Annotated in this window: 14 protein-coding genes; 8 read left to right on the top strand and 6 right to left on the bottom strand. The window is 65.4% G+C overall.

Annotated elements, in window-relative coordinates; genetic code table 11:
* Positions 1–39 precede the first annotated feature (39 nt).
* The 7 genes from BRA471DRAFT_RS11250 to BRA471DRAFT_RS11280 all read left to right on the top strand — a co-directional run bounded on the left by BRA471DRAFT_RS11250 (position 40) and on the right by BRA471DRAFT_RS11280 (position 10,723).
* Positions 40–1,026, top strand: coding sequence for an MDR family oxidoreductase (locus BRA471DRAFT_RS11250; RefSeq protein WP_007607187.1), 987 nt, complete (start codon positions 40–42; stop codon positions 1,024–1,026).
* A gap of 112 nt (positions 1,027–1,138) precedes the next feature.
* A complete protein-coding gene (locus BRA471DRAFT_RS11255) occupies positions 1,139–1,738 on the top strand; it encodes a hypothetical protein (RefSeq protein WP_007607188.1) in 600 nt (199 codons plus the stop codon).
* 164 nt (positions 1,739–1,902) lie between these two features.
* Entirely contained in the window at positions 1,903–2,154 is a 252-nt protein-coding gene (locus BRA471DRAFT_RS11260) for a hypothetical protein (protein WP_007607190.1), read from the top strand.
* A gap of 208 nt (positions 2,155–2,362) precedes the next feature.
* Positions 2,363–4,096: a methyl-accepting chemotaxis protein gene (locus BRA471DRAFT_RS11265; RefSeq protein ID WP_007607191.1), complete on the top strand. Its 1,734-nt coding sequence runs from the start codon at positions 2,363–2,365 to the stop codon at positions 4,094–4,096.
* Positions 4,097–4,425: 329 nt separating this feature from the next.
* Entirely contained in the window at positions 4,426–6,582 is a 2,157-nt protein-coding gene (locus BRA471DRAFT_RS11270) for a methyl-accepting chemotaxis protein (RefSeq protein WP_007607194.1), read from the top strand.
* Positions 6,583–6,778: 196 nt separating this feature from the next.
* Entirely contained in the window at positions 6,779–8,749 is a 1,971-nt protein-coding gene (locus BRA471DRAFT_RS11275; RefSeq protein ID WP_007607197.1) for a methyl-accepting chemotaxis protein, read from the top strand.
* Between the two features lie 285 nt (positions 8,750–9,034).
* Positions 9,035–10,723, top strand: coding sequence for a methyl-accepting chemotaxis protein (locus BRA471DRAFT_RS11280; protein WP_007607199.1), 1,689 nt, complete (start codon positions 9,035–9,037; stop codon positions 10,721–10,723).
* 3 nt (positions 10,724–10,726) lie between these two features.
* Here the strand turns inward: BRA471DRAFT_RS11280 and BRA471DRAFT_RS11285 are convergent, their stop codons facing one another.
* From BRA471DRAFT_RS11285 to BRA471DRAFT_RS11310, 6 genes are all read right to left on the bottom strand, one after another.
* Positions 10,727–13,435: a DUF2339 domain-containing protein gene (locus BRA471DRAFT_RS11285; RefSeq protein ID WP_007607201.1), complete on the bottom strand. Its 2,709-nt coding sequence runs from the start codon at positions 13,433–13,435 to the stop codon at positions 10,727–10,729.
* A 49-nt stretch (positions 13,436–13,484) separates the two neighbouring features.
* The gene (locus BRA471DRAFT_RS11290) at positions 13,485–14,453 is read right to left on the bottom strand and encodes a hypothetical protein (RefSeq protein ID WP_007607203.1); all 969 of its coding nucleotides are present in this window, start codon (positions 14,451–14,453) and stop codon (positions 13,485–13,487) included.
* Between the two features lie 220 nt (positions 14,454–14,673).
* On the bottom strand, positions 14,674–15,180 hold the full coding sequence (locus tag BRA471DRAFT_RS11295) for a tyrosine phosphatase family protein (protein ID WP_007607206.1): 507 nt from the start codon (positions 15,178–15,180) through the stop codon (positions 14,674–14,676).
* A 150-nt stretch (positions 15,181–15,330) separates the two neighbouring features.
* Entirely contained in the window at positions 15,331–15,945 is a 615-nt protein-coding gene (locus BRA471DRAFT_RS11300) for a YfbR-like 5'-deoxynucleotidase (protein WP_007607208.1), read from the bottom strand.
* The gene (locus BRA471DRAFT_RS11305; RefSeq protein WP_007607210.1) at positions 15,942–16,568 is read right to left on the bottom strand and encodes a DNA-3-methyladenine glycosylase I; all 627 of its coding nucleotides are present in this window, start codon (positions 16,566–16,568) and stop codon (positions 15,942–15,944) included. The genes BRA471DRAFT_RS11300 and BRA471DRAFT_RS11305 overlap by 4 nt, the downstream gene beginning before the upstream one ends.
* Positions 16,565–17,446, bottom strand: coding sequence for a folate-binding protein YgfZ (locus tag BRA471DRAFT_RS11310; protein WP_007607211.1), 882 nt, complete (start codon positions 17,444–17,446; stop codon positions 16,565–16,567). Before BRA471DRAFT_RS11310 ends, BRA471DRAFT_RS11305 begins: the two co-directional genes overlap by 4 nt.
* 101 nt (positions 17,447–17,547) lie before the next feature.
* Here BRA471DRAFT_RS11310 and BRA471DRAFT_RS11315 point away from each other — a divergent pair, with 101 nt between their 5' ends.
* Positions 17,548–18,882 (top strand): dihydroorotase, encoded by a 1,335-nt coding sequence (locus BRA471DRAFT_RS11315; RefSeq protein WP_007607213.1) that lies wholly within the window; start codon positions 17,548–17,550, stop codon positions 18,880–18,882.
* Positions 18,883–18,992 lie beyond the last annotated feature (110 nt).

Consider the following 18,992-nt stretch of genomic DNA (forward strand, 5'->3'; position numbering starts at 1 on the left):
CGGCTAAACATCCCCTGAAACAAGTCAGGGAGTTTTGCTGTGGCGACGTTCAAGGCGATCCGGATCGACAAGGCGGACAAGGGCACCACCGCGCAGCTCACGCAGTTCGACGAAGCCGAGCTGATGGAGGGCGACGTCACCGTCCGCGTGGAATGGTCGACGTTGAACTACAAGGACGGCCTTGCGCTCACCGGCAAGGCGCCGGTGGTGCGCCGCTTCCCGATGATTGCCGGCATCGATTTCGCCGGTACGGTCGAGCAGTCCTCGCATCCGCAATGGAGGGCGGGCGACAAGGTCGTCTGCACCGGCTGGGGCATGGGCGAAACCCATCTCGGCGCCTATGCCGAGAAGGCGCGGGTGAAAGGCGACTGGCTGGTCGCTCTTCCACAGGGCCTGTCGGCGCGCGACGCCATGGCGATCGGCACCGCCGGCTTCACTGCGATGCTGTCCGTGCTGGCGCTGGAGAAGCACGGACTGTCGCCAAACAGCGGTCCGGTCGTGGTGACGGGCGCGGCGGGCGGCGTCGGCTCGGTTGCGACCGCCGTGCTCTCGAAGCTCGGATATCACGTCATCGCGTCCACGGGCCGTGCGTCCGAAGCGGACTATCTGAAAGAGATCGGCGCGACTGAGGTGATCGACCGCAACGAATTGTCGGCGGCCGCCAAGCCCATTGCCAAGGAGCGCTGGGCGGGTGGTGTCGATAGCGTCGGCTCGACCACGCTCGCAAACCTGCTGTCGATGACGAAGTATGGCGGCGCGATCGCCGCCTGCGGCTTGGCCGGCGGCATGGACCTGCCGTCTTCCGTCGCACCTTTCATTTTGCGCGGGGTGTGCCTTCTCGGCATCGATTCCGTGATGTGCCCGATCGAGCCGCGGAAAGCCGCCTGGCAACGCCTGGCGTCCGATCTGGATCGGACGAAACTAGCTGAAATTACTCACGAAATTCCGCTTTCCGACGTGCCGGAATGGGGCGCGAAAATCCTGGCCGGCCAGGTCCGCGGTCGCACCGTGGTAAAAATTGTCTAACAGCGTTCAGACTTTACCAACCATGCTGCTTCAATGTCGCCATGGTTAGTATGGTAAGCAGCGGGTAAAGAGATAAGGCATAGCCCGCTGCGGGGTTGGTTCGGAGTTGAGCATGCTTGCGCGTATTGTGTTGGGGGCGGTCACGGCGGTAGCGACGATTGCGCCGGCCATTGCTGGAAGCATGAACGCCGATGAGGCGCGCCGCTTCGTCGCCGGGAAGGTGTTTGCTTTCACCTGCTTTGACGGCACCCGCGGCGCGGGCCGCATCATGGACGACCTCGGCGCCGCCGGCGCTGTGCAGTTCTCGGGTGCAGGTCCGGTGAAACATCTCCGCCTGCCCGGCAACACCCTTCAGATCCGCGGCCAGAACGTCTGCGCCTCGATCAAGGGTATTCCGTTCGAGCCCTGTTTCAACCTTGAAAAGACCGACGATCGCAGTTTCCGCGGCTCGGTATCGGGAATGGGCTTCGCCTATTGCGACTTCCATCACCAAGGCGGCAACCAGATGCTGATGGCGCGGGCCGTCGCGCGGCCGCGCTCGCTGCGCACCTCGGAACACACGGGTTCGGTCGGCGCGACCAACACCGAAGTCGCCGCGCGTGTCGAGACCCCGCGCGTCGAGAGCAGCCGGCTCGAGCCGGTAAAGCCGCAAGCCAAATCGGAGTCCGCAAGGGACGACGCCCCGCTGGAGCTGCGCCGCTCGACCCAGTGAGTTGGCTGCGCGGGACACTCCGCGCACTTTTTCGTTGAGAGCTGCCATCAAACACGAAGCCGCCGCGCCGTAGTCATACGGACGGCGGCTTTCATGCGTTGGTAGCTGTTCGCGTCTCAGTTTGCGTACGGCCGGGGGGCGCGGCCCGATCAAAGGGTTCAACGATGTCGCTGTACTTCTTCCGTATCAGCACCGGCCGCTATTCCGGTGCTGCCGACCAGCCCTATGAGTTCGAGGATCGCGCTGCGGCTTGGGCCGAGATGACCGAAGTCTGTGCCAATTTGCTCGGCGGCATCTCGCGCAGCTTGAAGCAGAACGCGGAATGGCGCATGGAGCTGCTAGACGAGAACAAGGAGCCGGTGTTCCGGATCAGCCTGATCGGCGAGAGCCAGAAGGCCCTTGGTCGCACTGGCTAGAAATCGAGCACCCTACCGCCGCGTGTGGTTAACCTGTTAAGCGCGCGGACCGTGCCGTTTTTCAAGGGATTTCTAGCGAGTCCGGTATTTGTCCGGGGGCGGTCGTTAACCGGATAACCACACCTGAAGCTCAGTTTTTAGGCAAGGGCGATCAACGCCGAGGGCGGCCGACAATGACTTGGCCGCGTAATCCCCGGGAAACGCGCCCATGTCGAAACTCATCCAGAATCTGCAAATCGGTACCAAGCTCGCGCTCGCTTCGGCGTTCGGCGTTATTCTGGTCGGCGCGATGATCGCGAGCCAGGTCATCGGCAACAACACCGTGCGTCATTCCAACCAAGCAGCGATTGCGCAGCAGGAATTGGTCCGCGAGGCCACCGAAGCCAAGCTTGGGATACGCGGCATGCAGCTCGCTGTTCGAGACATGCGTCTCGCCAACAATCAGGGCGACTTGCAAAAGGCGAGCGAGCTTCTGCTGGAGCGGTCGAAAGCGCTGAACGGCGTCGTCGATTCCATGCTTAGGTTGACGCACTCCGCGGAAAATCGCGCGCGGATGGAGAAGCTCAAGTCTACGTCCGCCGATTACCTCAAGGGTGCGCAGCAGAACGCCTCCGTTCGCAGCGAGGCCATGGCCGTGGCGGCCACGGACCCCGCCCGCGCCGCCAAGATTTCCGAGGAAGGCGCGCGCCATGTCCGTGAGGTGACGCTGCCGCTCGCTACGCAACTGGATAATTTGACCAGCGAGATTGCCGATTTCGCCAAGCATAAAAGCGAGGAAGAAATCGCTGCAGCGCAACAGGAGATGGCCACGAGCGAGCGTCTCGGCATGGTGGTCGGCGCGTGCGCCGTGCTCGTCCTCATCGGTTCGTGGCTGATGTCCTTCCTGACCATCGCGCGGCCGATCCGCGCGCTCACGGTTGCCATGGACAAGCTCGCTGCTGGTGACTTCTCTGTCGTCCTGCCGGGTCTCGGCCGCAAGGACGAGGTTGGCGGCGTCGCCGCGGCTGTCGAGAAATTCAAGATCGTGTCGGAGCAGAAGGCGCGCGAGGAAGCGGAAGCCAAGATGCGGCAGGACCAGATGGCGGCCGAGCAGCGCAAGGCCGATATGCGCAGGCTTGCCGACAGTTTCGAAGGCGCCGTCGGCGAGATCGTCGATACCGTCTCCTCGGCCGCGACGGAGCTCGAGGCTTCGGCCTCGACGCTGACCTCGACGGCGGAGCGGGCACAGGAACTGACGATAGTGGTGGCTGCGGCCTCCGAGGAGGCGTCGACCAACGTGCAGTCGGTTGCCTCTGCGACCGAAGAGCTGTCGTCCTCGATCACCGAGATCAGCCGCCAAGTGCAGGAATCGGCGCGGGTCGCGAGCGAGGCGGTTACCCAGGCCCGCACCACGACCGACCGGGTCGGCGAATTGTCCAAGGCGGCGGCTCGCATTGGCGACGTGGTCGAGCTGATCAACACCATCGCCGGCCAGACCAACCTGCTGGCGCTCAATGCCACCATCGAGGCAGCGCGCGCCGGGGAGGCCGGTCGCGGCTTTGCCGTGGTGGCTTCCGAAGTGAAGGCGCTCGCGGAGCAGACCGCGAAGGCGACCGGCGAGATCGGTCAGCAGATTTCCGGCATTCAGGCGGCAACGCAGGACTCGGTCAGCGCGATCAGCGCCATCAGCAACACCATTGAAAAGCTGTCCGAGATATCGTCCACGATCGCCGCGGCCGTCGAGGAGCAGGGCGCGGCGACGCAGGAGATTTCCCGCAACGTGCAGCAGGCGGCGGAAGGCACCCATCAGGTCTCGTCCAACATCACCGACGTGCAGCGCGGCGCGGGCGAAACCGGCTCGGCATCGTCGCAGGTGCTGGCAGCGGCACAGTCGCTGTCGAGCGACAGCAACCGCCTCAAACTCGAGGTCGGGAAATTCCTCGACACCGTGCGCGCCGCCTAAGAACCTCGTTCCAGACAGTTCGGGAAGACGCCTGCCTCCTCAGGCGGGGCGTTTTTGCATCCTGATCGTCGCCGCGAACGTCTCGCGCATGATTTCGACGAACGTCGGCTGCAAAAACCAACAGCGGCGACCTCAAGCTGAAATTTACAACTTGCTCGCGAAATTACCTCTTCCATTTCAACTATTTGGGCTGAAATCTCAGTATTTCTCCGAACCCTCCCGTTAACCAGAACGCGAAACTCGAGGACTAGATTCTCCGGCAAGGGCGATCAACGTCCATGCAGCCGGCAAGGACTTGGCTGCGTGTTTCCTTTGGGGGGAAACGTAGCATGTTGAGCCCTGCTCATCATCAGCAGGCCCGAACTCGGGCCGCCGGCGCGTGGAGTCGGCTCGGACATGTCCGGATCGGCACGATCTTGCCGATCATCATCTCTGCCCTGGTCTTGCTAGGGTTGGCCTCGGCCGGATTCATCGCCTATGAGGCCGTCCTCAAGCGGCGAGAGTCCGAGGCTTTCCTGAAGGTCAATGCAGTTGCCCAACTGCTGCTGCGCAGCGCAGGACATTGGGCGATTGAACGCGGGCTGACCAACGCCGTGCTGAAGTCTCCTGATGTCGTCAGCGCCGAGCGCCGCGCCGAAATCGCAAAGGCGCGCGCGACGGCCGACGAGGCCTTTCGCCAAGCCATCCTCGATATCAGCGCGATTCCCGAAATGACGGCGGGGCAAAGACAGATTGCGGACGCCGCGGCGAAATTCGAGGCGCTGCGTCTCTTGCGTGAGAAGGCCGATGCGGGAATGTCGCGCCCGCGCGTCCAACGCGAGCCTGACCTCGTAGATGGCTTCGTGCCAACAATTACGGAGGTGATCGACGTCGCGAGCAACCGCTTGCGGCTGACGCTCGAAACGCTCACCAGCCCGCCCGTGGCAAGGCTGGCGCAGCTCATCGGCTTGCGACATCTGACAGCTCAGATGGCCGAGAACGCCGGAAGGGAGCGGGCCCTGCTGGCCGGTGTCGTCGGTGCGCGCGCGAAGCTCGGGACGGAGGGCTATGAGCGCCTTTCGGCGCTGCGGGCCAAGGTCGAACTCGCATGGGACACGGTATTGCCGGTGCGGCTGCGCTCGGACCTCGCCCTGCAGATCGGCGAGGCGATGACGGAGGTCGAGAAATCCTATTTTGGCGCCTACGGTGAAACGCGGGCGCTTGTGCTCGCCGGTGGCGAAGCCGGGGACTACAAGATCACGGGACCCGAGTACTTCACGCGGGCCACTGCCGGCATCAATGCGGTGCTGAAGCTCGGTGAAGCCATTGGCGCGGCCGCTGACCGCGAAGCCACGATGCAGGCAGACGTCAGCACCCGTAATTTCGCTTTCACGGTCGTGTTGCTCTGCGCCTCGGTGATGCTCGCTGGCCTCAGTTTCTGGATCACCTTTGGCCGGATTCTCAACCCGCTTTCAGCCATTTCGGTTGCGATGGGTGGGCTCGCCAAGGGCGACTTCACGACGGTCGTGCCAGGCACCCGCCGAGGTGACGAGGTCGGCGAGATGGCGCGGACCGTTGAAGTCTTCAAGCAAAACGGCCTCGAAGTCGAACGCATGCGCGGCGATCACGCTGCGGCCGAGAAGCGGGCAGCCGAGCAGCGCAAGGTGGAGATGCGGAAGCTGGCCGACGGCTTCGAAGCCGCGATCGGGGAGATCGTCGATACCGTGTCCTCGGCAGCGACCGAGCTCGAAGCCTCGGCGTCGACGCTCACATCGACCGCGGAGCGTGGGCAGCAGCTCACGACCATGGTTGCTGCAGCCTCCGAGGAGGCGTCCACCAACGTGCAGGCGGTGGCGTCGGCGACCGAGGAGCTGTCGTCCTCTATCACCGAGATCAGCAGGCAGGTGCAGGAATCGGCCCGCGTGGCCAACGAAGCTGTCGGCCAGGCGCGTGTCACCACCGAGCGTGTCAGCGAATTGTCCAGGGCGGCGACGCGGATCGGCGACGTGGTCGAGCTGATCAACACCATCGCAGGTCAGACCAATCTCCTGGCGCTCAACGCGACCATCGAGGCCGCGCGCGCCGGCGAAGCCGGTCGCGGCTTTGCGGTCGTCGCCGCCGAGGTCAAGGCACTCGCCGAACAGACCGCGAAGGCCACCGGCGAGATCGGGCAGCAGATCGCCAGCATCCAGACCGCGACCGAGCATTCGGTCGGCGCAATCAAGGACATCAGCGGCACTATCGAGAAGCTCTCGGAGATTTCCTCCACCATCGCGGCTGCCGTGGAAGAGCAGGGTGCGGCGACACAGGAAATCTCCCGCAACGTGCAACAGGCGGCGGAAGGCACCCACCAGGTCTCGGCCAACATCACCGATGTGCAGCGCGGGGCGGGCGAGACCGGCTCGGCGTCATCGCAGGTGCTGGCGGCGGCTCAGTCGCTGTCGGGCGACAGCAATCGCCTCAAGCTCGAGGTCGGCAATTTCCTCGACACCGTGCGCGCGGCGTGACGGGCGCATGTCCTGAGAGAGCTGCAACCGCCGCGCGTAGCAGCGGGGCGTTTGCGCGCGTGCATATTGCGGCGCCGCGAGGAAGATCGCGTAGGGTTAACCTTCCGGAAAACCGATGCAGTCATGATCTCCGCAATATTCCGGGTGCCGAGTCGCCCTCCTTGCATTGCGTATCGATCGTATTGGAGCACATCCCATGAGTGGCCCTTCCATTCGCCTCACCCACAAGGTCATGGCGATCGGACTGTTCGGATTGTTGGGTCTCGTGGCCTTTGGCGCGATCTATGAGATCGGCAGTCTCTCCCAGGACACCTCCCGCAACGTTGCCAACCGCGCTCGTGCGATTGCCGACCTCGACAAGCAGCTCTCGATCGAGATGCTGGAGGCGCGCCGCAACGAGAAGAACTTCCAGCAGCGCCGCAAGGAGAGCTACGCCAAGGCCCACGCGGAGTTGATCGGGCCGATCAACCGCGATTTCGAGGAGGTCGAGCGGCTGATGGCGGCCGGCGGCATGAGCGCGCTGTCCGACCGGATGAAGCAGGCCCAGGACGACTTCAAGCGATACGCCTCGGACTTCGGCAAATTGGTGGCCGCGGAGACCCGGCTCGGCCTGAACGAGACGCTGGGCCTGTCCGGCTCGCTCCGCGCCGCGGTGCACGACATCGAGGCCAAGCTCAAGGAGATCGACGATCCCAGGTCCACGAGCTGGATGCTGATGATGCGCCGGCACGAGAAGGACTTCATGCTGCGGCGCGACCAAAAATACACCGTCGAGATGAAGAAGGCCGCAGCCGAATTCTCCAAGGCGATCGAGGTCGTCGCAGTCCCTACGGCCGTGATGAATGACATCACAGCCAAGCTGCAGAAATACCAGTCCGAGTTCGCGGCCTGGGTGGAGACCGCGCAGCAAACTGCTGCCCTCGACGCCAGCATGATGAAAACCTTCCGTGGGCTGGAACCAGGCATGATCGAGGTGCGCAACACAGTCGAAGACCTCTACAGGAAGGCCGAAACTGCAGAGGCTGCGACCCGCGATTCCGTGCGTCTGTGGATGGCCGTCGCCTTCGGCGTCACGGTCGTCGTGCTCGCCGCAGTCGGCTTCCTTCTGGGGCGTTCGATCTCGAAGGCGCTTGCCGGCATGGTCGGGGCGATGACGCGGCTTGCGCGCGGCGAGCTCTCGATTTCCGTTCCCGGCATCGGGCGCAGGGACGAGATCGGCGAGATGGCCGGTGCCGTCGAGGTGTTCAGGACCAATATGGCAGAGGCCGAGCGGCTGCGCACCGAGCAGATCGAAGCCGATGCGCGCGGGCGCCAGCAGCGCAAGGCCGACATGCATCGGCTCGCCGATAATTTCGAAGGCGCGGTCGGCGAGATCATCGATACCGTTTCGTCGGCTGCAACCGAGCTCGAGGCGTCCTCGAACACGCTGACGCAGGCCGCCGAGCGCGGCAACGGGCTTGCCACCGTCGTGGCAGCCGCCTCCGAAGAGGCCTCCGCGAACGTGCAGTCGGTGTCTTCGGCGAGCGAGGAAATGACCTCCTCGATCTCCGAGATCAGCCGTCAGGTGCAGGAATCGGCGCGTGTCGCCGATGTCGCGGTCGAGCAGGCCCAGCGCACCAATGCGCGCGTCGCCGAGCTGACCAAGGCCGCCTCCCGCATTGGCGATGTGGTCGAGCTGATCAACACCATCGCCAGCCAGACCAATTTGCTGGCGCTCAACGCCACGATCGAAGCGGCACGGGCGGGCGAGGCCGGCAAGGGTTTTGCCGTGGTCGCGACCGAAGTGAAGGCGCTCGCCGAGCAGACTGCGAAAGCGACCGGAGAGATCAGCCAGCACATCGGTGCGATCCAGACCGCAACGCAAGACTCGGTTGGGGCGATCAAGGAGATCGGCGACACCATCGCGCGGATGTCGGAGATCTCGTCGACCATCGCCGCCGCGGTCGAGGAGCAGGGCGCTGCCACACAGGAGATCTCCCGCAACATCCAGCACGCCGCGAATGGCACCTCGGAAGTCTCGGCGAATATCGGCCACGTCCAGCGCGGCGCAGGCGAAACGGGGGCTGCCTCGGCGCAGGTGCATTCGGCAGCGCAATCGCTGTCGCAGGAGAGCAACCGGCTGAAGAGCGAGGTTGCGCGCTTCCTGGAATCGGTACGGGCGGCGTGACAGCCGCCGCGTCGGTCGCATGCTGCGGCGCAAGCGGGCAGGCTGCGCGTGGCAGCATGAGGTGGCTGTGAGCTGCAACAGATGGTTGCAGGAGAAATAGCGTCTGTCGGAAGTGTCCCGTAATTTTACGTAGGTCCCTGTTAACGCCTGCTTGCGACTATGTGTGCAATCTCTCGGGATAAGAACCAGCCAGCATTGTTGAACTGACCTCCGTCTCGTCATCTTCATGGCGATTTGCGGCGCAGGTGATTTGCGCTTTGCCAGGTAACATCGGGATTTGTCGTGATGTCGAAATTGTCCATCGTCTTCAAGCTTCTGGCCGTGCTGTCGGTCCTCGTCCTTTCGCTCGCCGGTGTCGGCGTGACGGCGATCGGCACCATGCAGAACATCAATTCCCATACGGTCGAGATTGCGGAGAGCTGGCTGCCCAGCGTGCGCGCGCTCGGCTCGCTTCGGGCCGACATCAACGAGCTGCGCGTCGCGCTCCGTCTGCATCTGATGCAGGACAGCGTTGAGGGCAAGGACGCCGCCGAAAAGCGCTTGGCTTCGCTGCGCGCGCGCATCGACCAGACCCGCAAGGTCTACGAGCCGCTGATCACCTCCGCCGAGGAGCGCTCGCTCTATGGGCAATGGAGCACGGCGTGGGCCGAGTATCTGAACGGCGTGCAGGACGTGATGGCGTTGTCGCGCAAGGGCGTTGGCCGTTTCCCGGCCGACGCCAACGAGCTGCTGCAGACCAAGGTCGCGAAGATGGCCCAGGCCGCCGACCCGCTGCTCCAGAAGGGCATCGAGATGAACAACCGCGGCGCCGAGTTGGAGACCAAGCAGGCCGCCGACAGCTACGCCATGATCTTCCGCGTGCTGGTCGGCATCATCGTGCTCTCGGTCGTGATCGCGATCGGCGCGGCCTATTATCTCGTGCGCGACGTTTCTCGTGGCATTGCCTCGATCATCCGCCCGATGCAGTCGCTCGGGGAGGGCGACCTTTCGGCCGAGGTGCCGCATCGCGGCGAGAAGACTGAGATCGGCTCGATGGCGGATGCGCTGCAGATCTTCAAAGAGGCGCTGATCGCCAAGAAGGCGGCCGACGAGGCCGCTGCGCGCGACGCCGAAGCCAAGATCGAACGCGGCCGCCGTGTCGACGCCATCACCCGCAAATTCGAAGCCATGATCGGCGAGGTCGTCGGGACCGTGTCCTCGGCCTCGACCGAGCTCGAGGCCTCCGCCTCGACGCTGACCAACACCGCGCAGCGCGGACAGGAACTCGCGACCGTCGTTGCAGCCGCCTCCGAGGAAGCCTCGACCAACGTCCAGGCGGTGGCATCCGCTTCGGAGGAGCTGTCGTCCTCCATCACCGAGATCAGCCGCCGCGTGCAGGATTCGGCGCGGATGGCGGCGGAGGCCGTCGAGCAGGCGAGCCGGACCAACGACCGCGTCAACGCGCTGTCGCAGGCGGCGTCCCGCATCGGCGACGTCGTCGAACTCATCAACACCATCGCGGGCCAGACCAATCTGCTGGCGCTGAACGCGACCATCGAGGCCGCGCGTGCGGGCGAAGCGGGCCGCGGATTCGCGGTCGTCGCCTCGGAGGTCAAGGCGCTGGCGGAGCAGACCGCGAAAGCGACCGGTGAGATCGGGGCGCAGGTGTCCGGCATCCAGGCGGCGACGCAGGAATCGGTCAGTGCGATCCAGGAGATCGGCGGCACCATCGAGCGGCTGTCCGAGGTGGCTGCGGCCATCGCCGCCGCCGTCGAGGAGCAGGGCGCGGCGACGCAGGAAATTTCGCGCAACGTGCAGCAGGCCTCGGTCGGCACGCAGGAGGTCTCGTCGAACATCACCAACGTGCAGCGCGGTGCGATCGAGACCGGTGAGGCTTCGACCGAGGTGCTGTCGGCGGCGAAATCGCTGGCGACCGACAGCACCCGGCTCAAGGTCGAGGTCGCGCAGTTCCTGGAATCGGTTCGCGCGGCGTGACCCTCAAATGCTCGTCTGCGGAGCCGGCGGCGGTGCGACCTGCCGCCGGAACAGGATGCGCTGGTAGAGCCAGCCGATCGCGACCAGCACGATGCCGAGGCACATGAATGACAGCGCGCGGTAGACGCCCGTCAGCGTCGACATGTCGATGACGAAAGCCTTCAGGATCGTCAGCGCGATCACGACGGCCGACGCCAACCGCGCCCGCTCGGAATTGACGAGAATGCCGACGCCGAGCAGCACCACGCCGAAGCCGAGCCAGCCGATCGAATAGGTGTATTGCTCGGCGCCCGTGGTCGCCCCGGCGGAGAGAATCGGGCCGTGATAGAAGCGGCGGATCTCCAGCGTGACATAGGTCAGCGCGAACAAGAGCGCGCCGCCCGCAATCGTGTTGGCGTAGGCCTTGCCGCGCTCGCCAGCCACGGCATAGGACAGCAGCAGCATCAGCACCGCCGGCAGCGCGTAGCCGAGCAGCAGCAGGTTGAACACGGCGCCGCCGATGTCGGTGCGCCACAGCAGCGGGTTCTCCAGGATCAAGAGGCCGAACACGCTGATGAGCCCGCCGATTGCCGTGAGCACGACCGCGCCGACATTGTGCACGACGCTGCGGCTGCGCAGCCTCAGGCGCTCGAGCCCAATCGCCATGGCGAGCATGACGCAGACCTGCAGCGCGCATTCGAGCAGCGACGGTGCATCCGTCATGTTACCGCCGGTCGCAAAATGGCGGATCTCCATGAAGGCGAGCAGCGCGGTGAACAAGATCGCGGCGCTCTCGACCATGCGCAGCGGCGCGTCGTCGGCGCGGCGGCGCAGGAACAGGCTCGCCGCCCAGAACGATGCCGCCGGCAGGCCGTAGCCCCACAACAGCCAGTTGAAGATCGGCGTGGTGCCGACGGCGTCGCCGACGATGCGCGGATCATAGCCGATCCGAGCGGTGACGAGGCCTGCGAAGATCGCGGCCAGCCAGCGCAGGAACGGGATCGGCCGCTGCATCGAGATCCAGGCGGTGCCGAGCGACATCAGCGCCAGTGCGATCGTGAGCCAGCCCTTCTCCAGGGCAAATGTCAGCGCCAGCGCCAGCGCACCGAGCGTGCCGGTCGCGAACAAGGCCGTGGAGATCATGGCGCCCGGCCGGGTCTCGCGGCGCGCAAGCGCTTCGGTCGCAGCGCCAAAGGCGGCGGCGAGCAGCACCGCGAGGATGGCGAACGGAATCGAGCGGTCGAGATGCGCGATGCGTGCGTAGAGCGCGACCAGGATCGCGATCGGCGTCGCGACACCCGCGACCGACCACACCACCGGAATGATCGCCGAGTTCGAACGGCCCTGCGCGAGGAAGCCCGCGATGCCGAAGCCGGCGGCGAAGATCGCCGCCATCACCAGATGCAGCGTCACCGCGCTGTCGATCGCCGTCGGTGCGATGCCGGCGATGGGGCCGCCCGGCAGCACCAGCATGTCGGGATTGGCGCGCACCGCCCATTCGGCGAATACGACGAAGACGGTCGCGGCGGCTGCGCCGAGCGCGCCGGTGGCCGCCGGCGCGCGCCAGGCGACGAGCAACGTCGCGCCGACGAGCACCGCGAAGGCGATCAGCGCCAGGTCCGCATGCGCGCTCGACAGCACGATCAGCATCGCGCCGAACAGATAGGCACCGAGCGAGCCCGACGAGACCGGCTCGATCTCACCGTCCTCGATCGTCGGGCCGAACATGAAGCCGCAGACGACGAGAAGAGCGGCAAGAACGAAGCCTGCGATCACATGGAAAGCGTGCGGCGCAACCTGCAAGTCGCCGGTATCGAGACCCGGAAAGATCCAGAGTACGGCGAAGGCGATCGTGGTGACCGCAAGCCAGCGCCACAGTCGGATACGCGCGAGGCCGAAGCTCGCGGCGGTGACGATGGCGAGATAGATATAGAGCGCCCAATAGTCCGGCTTGCCGCTGGAGACGAGGAGCGGCGTCACGAACGCGCCGACCACGCCGAGGCCGGCGAGCGCGGGCCCGTGCAAGAGAGCTGCAGCCAGCGTGCCGAGCGCGACGAGGCCGAGCAGCACGAAGGCGGTCGCGGGGACGAGGAAGCCATAGAGCGCGTAAGCCGCGTAGATGGTCGCAAATGCCACCGCCGTGCCGGCCGCGGTGAGGATCGCGGGAATGTTGGCGATCGGCAGCGCGCCGATGTTGGAGATGCTCTCCTTGCGCCGCGACCATTCGCCGGCGCCAAGCAGCGCCAGCGCGAATGCGCCGCCAAGGAACACGCGCACGCCGGGGCCGACCAGGCCGGCCTCGATCGAATAGCGCACCATGAAGAAGCCGCCGAGCGCGAGCGCAAGGCCGCCGATCCACACCACCCAGCGCGTGCCGAGCCGTTCCTCGAAGCCGGGCGCGGGTGCGGGCAGAGGCGGCGTCGCGTCGGCCCCGGTGCTCGCTGCGAGCGGAGGCGGTGAAACATCCCCCGTGACCGGCGGGGGCGGCGCCTCGGCTTCCGCTTCGGCTTGGGGCACAAGCGGCGGCGGCGCTGCGGAAGTCGTCGCGGACGCTTCAGCCCACACATCTGCCGGGATCCGCGGCGGCTGCACGGGCCGTTGCGCGTGGAACGTCGCTTCGAGCGAACTCAGCCGTCGTCGCAGCTCAGCCGCCTGGCTGGAGGCCTTGATCGCGATGATGAAAGCGATGACCGCAATGATCAGCGCGAAGACGTCAAACGGGCCGTCAGACATAAAGCCTCCAGGCAATCGGCGGGCAGGGGCCGATCACACATATCTCGGGTTAGCGCCGGGAGCGTACGCGCAAGCCCGGCGCGGGCCGCTCCTGGAGCACGTCGCGACGGAAGCGGTAGAGCGCCGCCGGACGTCCGCCCGTCTGTGTCGACATCACCCCGGTCGGTTCGACCAGGGCTTCCATTTCGACCAGGCGGCGGAAATTTTGTTTGTGCAGGTGTCGGCCGGAGATCGCCTCCACCGTATACTGCAATTCGGTAAGTGTGAACTCGGCGGGCAAAAGTTCAAAGACCACAGGACGATACTTCAGTTTTGCACGCAGTCGCGCGATCGCTGTCGCAAGAATCCGGCGGTGGTCGAAGCGCATGGATGTGCCGAGCGCGGACGGTGCCTTGCGCGCTAATGCCGCAGGACGGCCGTCGCGCCGCGCTTCCTCGACCAGCCCGGCCTCGTACAGGAGCTCGTAGCGGTCGAGCACGCGCTCCTCGTCCCAGGCCGCGCCCTCGAGACCGAAATAGAACCGCACCCGATCCTTGCGCGGCAATGCGCGCGTCGTCTCCGGCGTCTCCACTTCAGCCCACTCGGTCAATGCCGGGATGATGTCGTTCGCGATGATCGCGGGCGGCCCCTCGCGCCGGTCCTCCCAAGGCAGGAAGCGATACCATGGCGCGAAGCTCGCACGCGTGGCTGCGAGGTCGCCGCCGATGGCGCGCGTCAGTGCGAGATAGCCGATCGACACCATGTGCGCGCCGGTGTCGCCGGCCTCGGCATGCCGGCCGCGATCGCCGAACGTGTAGAGCTGTTCGACATAGCCGAGCCGCAGGCCCGTCTGTTCCTCGACCCAGGCCCGCAGGCCAATCTCGAAGGTGCGATGGCTCGGCGCATCGAACGGGCCGAACGGCAGGCCGGCCAGCCCGTCACTGTCGCGCGCGGTGAGGATCAGCGGCTCATGATTCTCGATCGCGACGATCGCGGCAGTCAGGCCGATCTCGATCGGCGTCAGCAGCTTTTCGCTCATGCGACGGCGATCGCGTGAGTGATGAGACAGGTGTGCCAATTGATTGGGCCGGTCTCGCTGCGAGCTCGCTGTAACCTCTCCCGCTTGCGGGAGAGGTCGGCGCGCAGCGCCGGGTGAGGGCTTTCTCCTCGAGGGGACTGTCCCGATGCGGAGATACCCTCTCCCCACCCCTCTCCCGCAAGCGGGAGAGGGAGCACACCCACGATTTCGTGCGCAACGATCATTCGAGCTCGATCACGAACGGGCGGCCCTCGACCATCATCGCGCCCGGGCCCATCTCGTCGAGTGCGCGCAGCATGCGGCCGTTGCGCCCCAGCGCACGGTCGGCAAGCCCGACGATGCGGCGGTTCGGCGAGGCGATCGGGGAAGCCGCCCGGATCTTCTTCGCGATCTCGGTCTCGTCGCGATTCGGATTGAGTGCGCACACGGCGGCGAAGGCGCTCGCGGTGGAGCGGCTGATGCCCGCATAGCAATGCACCACCAGCGGCGCGTCGCGATCCCAGCCGCGCACGAAGTTCAGCACCTGCTCGATATGCGTTTCCGATGGCGCGACGAAGCCGTCCATCTCCTCGGTGATGTCGTCCATCGACACCTTGAGATGGTTGGCCGGCAGCACCGACACCGGCCGGGCCACCTGCTCGACATTGGCCATCACGGTCAGCACGTGGCTGGCCTTGGTGAGGCGGACGGTTTCGGGAAGGGCGGCGAGGGAACAGACGTGGATCATGGCGGACCTTTTTCCGCAGATTATAGCGAGCGTTGGCGGTGTGGGCAAAGCGAAGCGCACCCACCACTTTCGTCTCATTTGCGAAAAATGGGTGGGCACGGCGCAAGGGCGCCTTTACCCGCCCTGCAGGACTCTAACCCACGACAACGATCACGCAAACACTGCGGCAAACCGCTCCAGAAACTGCTTCTCAGCCCGGGCAGCCGTCCAGGGGGTGAGATAGTCGCGCCGGACGTTGTCGGAGAGGCCGGGATCCTTGCCGAACAGGCGCCTGGCCTCGCTCTCGCTGAAGCCGGCGAGCGTCGTCGCCTCCAGATAGGCCGCGCCGCGATCGGCGGCCTTGATCGCCAGCGTGATCTCCTCCGGCAGTACCGGCGGCAGGCCAAAGCGGATGTGGATGGCGCCGAGCAGGCGTTTCTCGACCGCCTTGTAATGACCGTCGAGCACGGCCTTGAATGGCGAGATCATGTCGCCGATCACATATTCGGGCGCGTCATGCAGCAGCGCGGCAAGCCGCATGCGCTGATCCACGCGCGGGCTCTCGTGCCGCATCACGGTTTCGACCAGCAGCGTATGCTGCGCGACCGAGAAGATGTGTGCGCCGATGGTCTGGCCGTTCCAGCGGGCGACACGCGCCAGCCCATGCGCGACGTCGGCGATCTCGATGTCGAGCGGGGAGGGATCGAGCAAATCGAGCCGCCGGCCCGACAGCATGCGCTGCCAGGCGCGGGACGCCACATCGCGTGACGACTTCCTGGCCGTCATTTGGACTTGAGGCGCGGCTTGCGCTGCGTCTTGCCGCAGCTCGCGTGACAATGGCAGTCGACGAGATGATCGTTGACCATGCCGGTCGCCTCCATGAAGGCATAGACGATGGTCGGGCCGACGAACTTGAAGCCGCGCGAGGACAGCTCCTTGGAGATCTGCATGGAGAGCGGCGTCGAGGCCGGCACGCTCGCGGTGGTCTTGAAATGATTGACCTTGGGCCTTCCGTCCATGAAGTCCCACAGCAATTTCGAGAAGCCGGGGCCCTTCTCCATGATGTCGAGATAGGATTTCGCGCTTGATATCGCGCCGTCGATCTTGGCCTTGTTGCGCACGATTCCGGCGTCGTTCATCAGCGCGTGAACTTTCTTCTCGTTGTAGCGTGCGATCTTTTCCGGCTGGAAATCGTCGAAGGCTTTGCGAAAATTGTCGCGCTTGCGCAGGATCGTGATCCAGGACAGGCCGGCCTGGAAACCGTCGAGGATCAGCTTCTCGTAGAGCGCGCGGTCGTCATATTCCGGCACGCCCCATTCGGTGTCGTGATAGGCGACGTAGAGCGGATCTTCGCCGGGCCAGGGGCACCGCGTCTTTCCGTCGGCATGCAGGCGAGGGGCGCGGCTCATGCGATGGGCTGCTTGGCTGGAATGCGGACGATGTCAGGTTCCGCCAGCCTCACAGCGAGGCCACCGGCAGTCAACGTCTGTCCCGCATCGAGCGCATCGGCGACGCGGTCGATGCGCACGAGCGCGATACCCTTGCCCTGCGCCGACGAGCCCATCGTGCCGACCGGCTTGTCGCCGGCCATGACGCTGACGCCGGGCTCCGGCGAGGAGTCCTCGAGCAGCACCTTGACGCTACGGGTGCGCGCAGTGCCGCGATGCTGCATGCGCGAGACGACCTCCTGGCCGACATAGCAGCCCTTGTCGAAATCGACGCCGGAAAGGCGGTCCATGTTGGTCTCGTGCGGGAACGCATCGCTGTACGTGAAATCGAGCCCGCCGCGCGGCACGCCGAGCGCGATGCGGTGGGCCTCGTATGCGGCGGCGTCGACGAGCTCGGCGCCGATCAGATCGGACAGCTTCTGTTTGAGGTCTTCAGGGATCAGGATGCGATAGCCGAGGTCTTCATTGCGTGGATCGGCGAAGGCGAGATCGGGCTGGGCCGCGGGCTTGCCGTCCCAGGCCGCGAGCACGCCGAGATCCTCGGACAGGTTTTCCACCGTGACCTTGGCCCGCAGCTTGTAGAATTTCAGCTTGGTGGCGAGGCCGTCGGCAAGCGGCTTCGGGCAATCGATCAGGAACCCGCCGCCATGACCGGCAGGCGCTTCCGTGATCAGAAAATCCACGATGATCTTGCCCTGCGGCGTCAGCAGCGCGCCGAATCGGCCGAAGCCCGGCTTCAGCTTGTCGACATCGGTCGTGACGAGGCCATTGAGGAAGTTGCGCGCATCCTCGCCCGCGACCTTGATCACGCCCCGGTCCGGAAGAAACGCTGATTTCATACGAAAATCTCTTGCGACATGTTGCTCCGGAACGTAAGCCCGCAAGGCAAAAACGACAAGACCTCAAGCCCTGCGCTTGGGGACGAGAGAGGCCTTCAGCCATGACCCAGCGTTTCGACGTGATCCTCAAGGGCGGCACTGTCGTCAACCAGGACGGCGAGGGAGCCCGCGATATCGGCGTCGTCAACGGCCGCATTGCCGAGATCGGCGCGCTGTCGCAGGCTTCCGCCGCGGAGGTGATCGACTGCAAGGGCCTGCACATCCTGCCCGGCGTGATGGATACGCAGGTGCATTTCCGCGAGCCCGGGCTGGAGCAGAAGGAAGACCTCGAGACCGGCTCGCGCAGCGCCGTGATGGGCGGCGTCACCGCCGTGTTCGAGATGCCGAACACCTCGCCATTGACCGTGACCGAGGCCACCTTCACCGACAAGGTGAAGCGCGCTCATCACCGCATGCATTGCGACTTCGCATTCTTCATCGGCGGCACCCGCGAGAATGTGCAGGACTTGCCGGTGCTGGAGCGTGCACCCGGCTGCGCCGGCGTCAAGGTCTTCATCGGCTCCTCGACCGGCGCGCTCTTGGTGGAGGATGACGAAAGCCTGCGCCGCATCTTCCAGGTGATCCGCCGCCGCGCCGCGTTCCATGCCGAGGACGAGTACCGCCTCAACGAGCGCAAGCCGCTGCGTATCGAGGGCGACACGCGCTCGCACCCGGTGTGGCGCGACGAGACTGCGGCGCTGATGGCGACGCAGCGGCTGGTGAAGCTCGCGCACGAGACGGGCAAGCGCATCCATGTGCTGCATATCTCGACCAAGGAAGAGATCGAATTTTTGCGCGACCACAAGGACGTCGCCTCCTGCGAGGCGACGCCGCATCATCTCACGCTGGTTGCGCCTGAATGCTACGAGCGGCTCGGCACGCTGGCGCAGATGAACCCGCCGGTGCGCGGCGCCGATCACCGCGCCGGGATCTGGCGCGGCATCGAGCAGGGCATCATCGACGTGCTCGGCTCGGACCACGCCCCGCATACGCTCGAAGAGAAGCAGAAGACCTATCCGGCCTCGCCCTCCGGCATGACCGGCGTGCAGACGCTGGTGCCGCTCATGCTCGACCACGTCAATGCGGGGCGGTTGTCGCTGGCGCGTTTCGTCGATCTCACCAGCGCCGGCCCCGCGCGCCTCTACAACATGGCCTGCAAGGGCCGCATCGCCGCCGGCTACGACGCCGACTTCACCGTCGTCGATCTCAAGCGCAGCGAGACCATCACCAACAAATGGGTCGCGTCCAAGGCCGGCTGGACCCCCTATGACGGGTTGCGCGTCACCGGCTGGCCCGTAGGCACCTTCATCCGCGGCCGCCGCGTGATGTGGCAGGGCGAGCTCGTGACGGCCTCGCAAGGTGAGCCGGTGCGGTTTCTGGAGACGTTGAAGGCGTAGGGATTGCAGGTAACACAAACGTCCCGCACACCCGGTGTCGTCCTGGCGAAAGCCAGGACCCATTCCCCCGGCTGCATTTCGTTGCGAAGATGGGTGGCTACGCTTGTGCG

It is taken from the genome of Bradyrhizobium sp. WSM471 (assembly GCF_000244915.1).
In the GTDB taxonomy this organism is placed as follows: Bacteria; Pseudomonadota; Alphaproteobacteria; order Rhizobiales; family Xanthobacteraceae; genus Bradyrhizobium.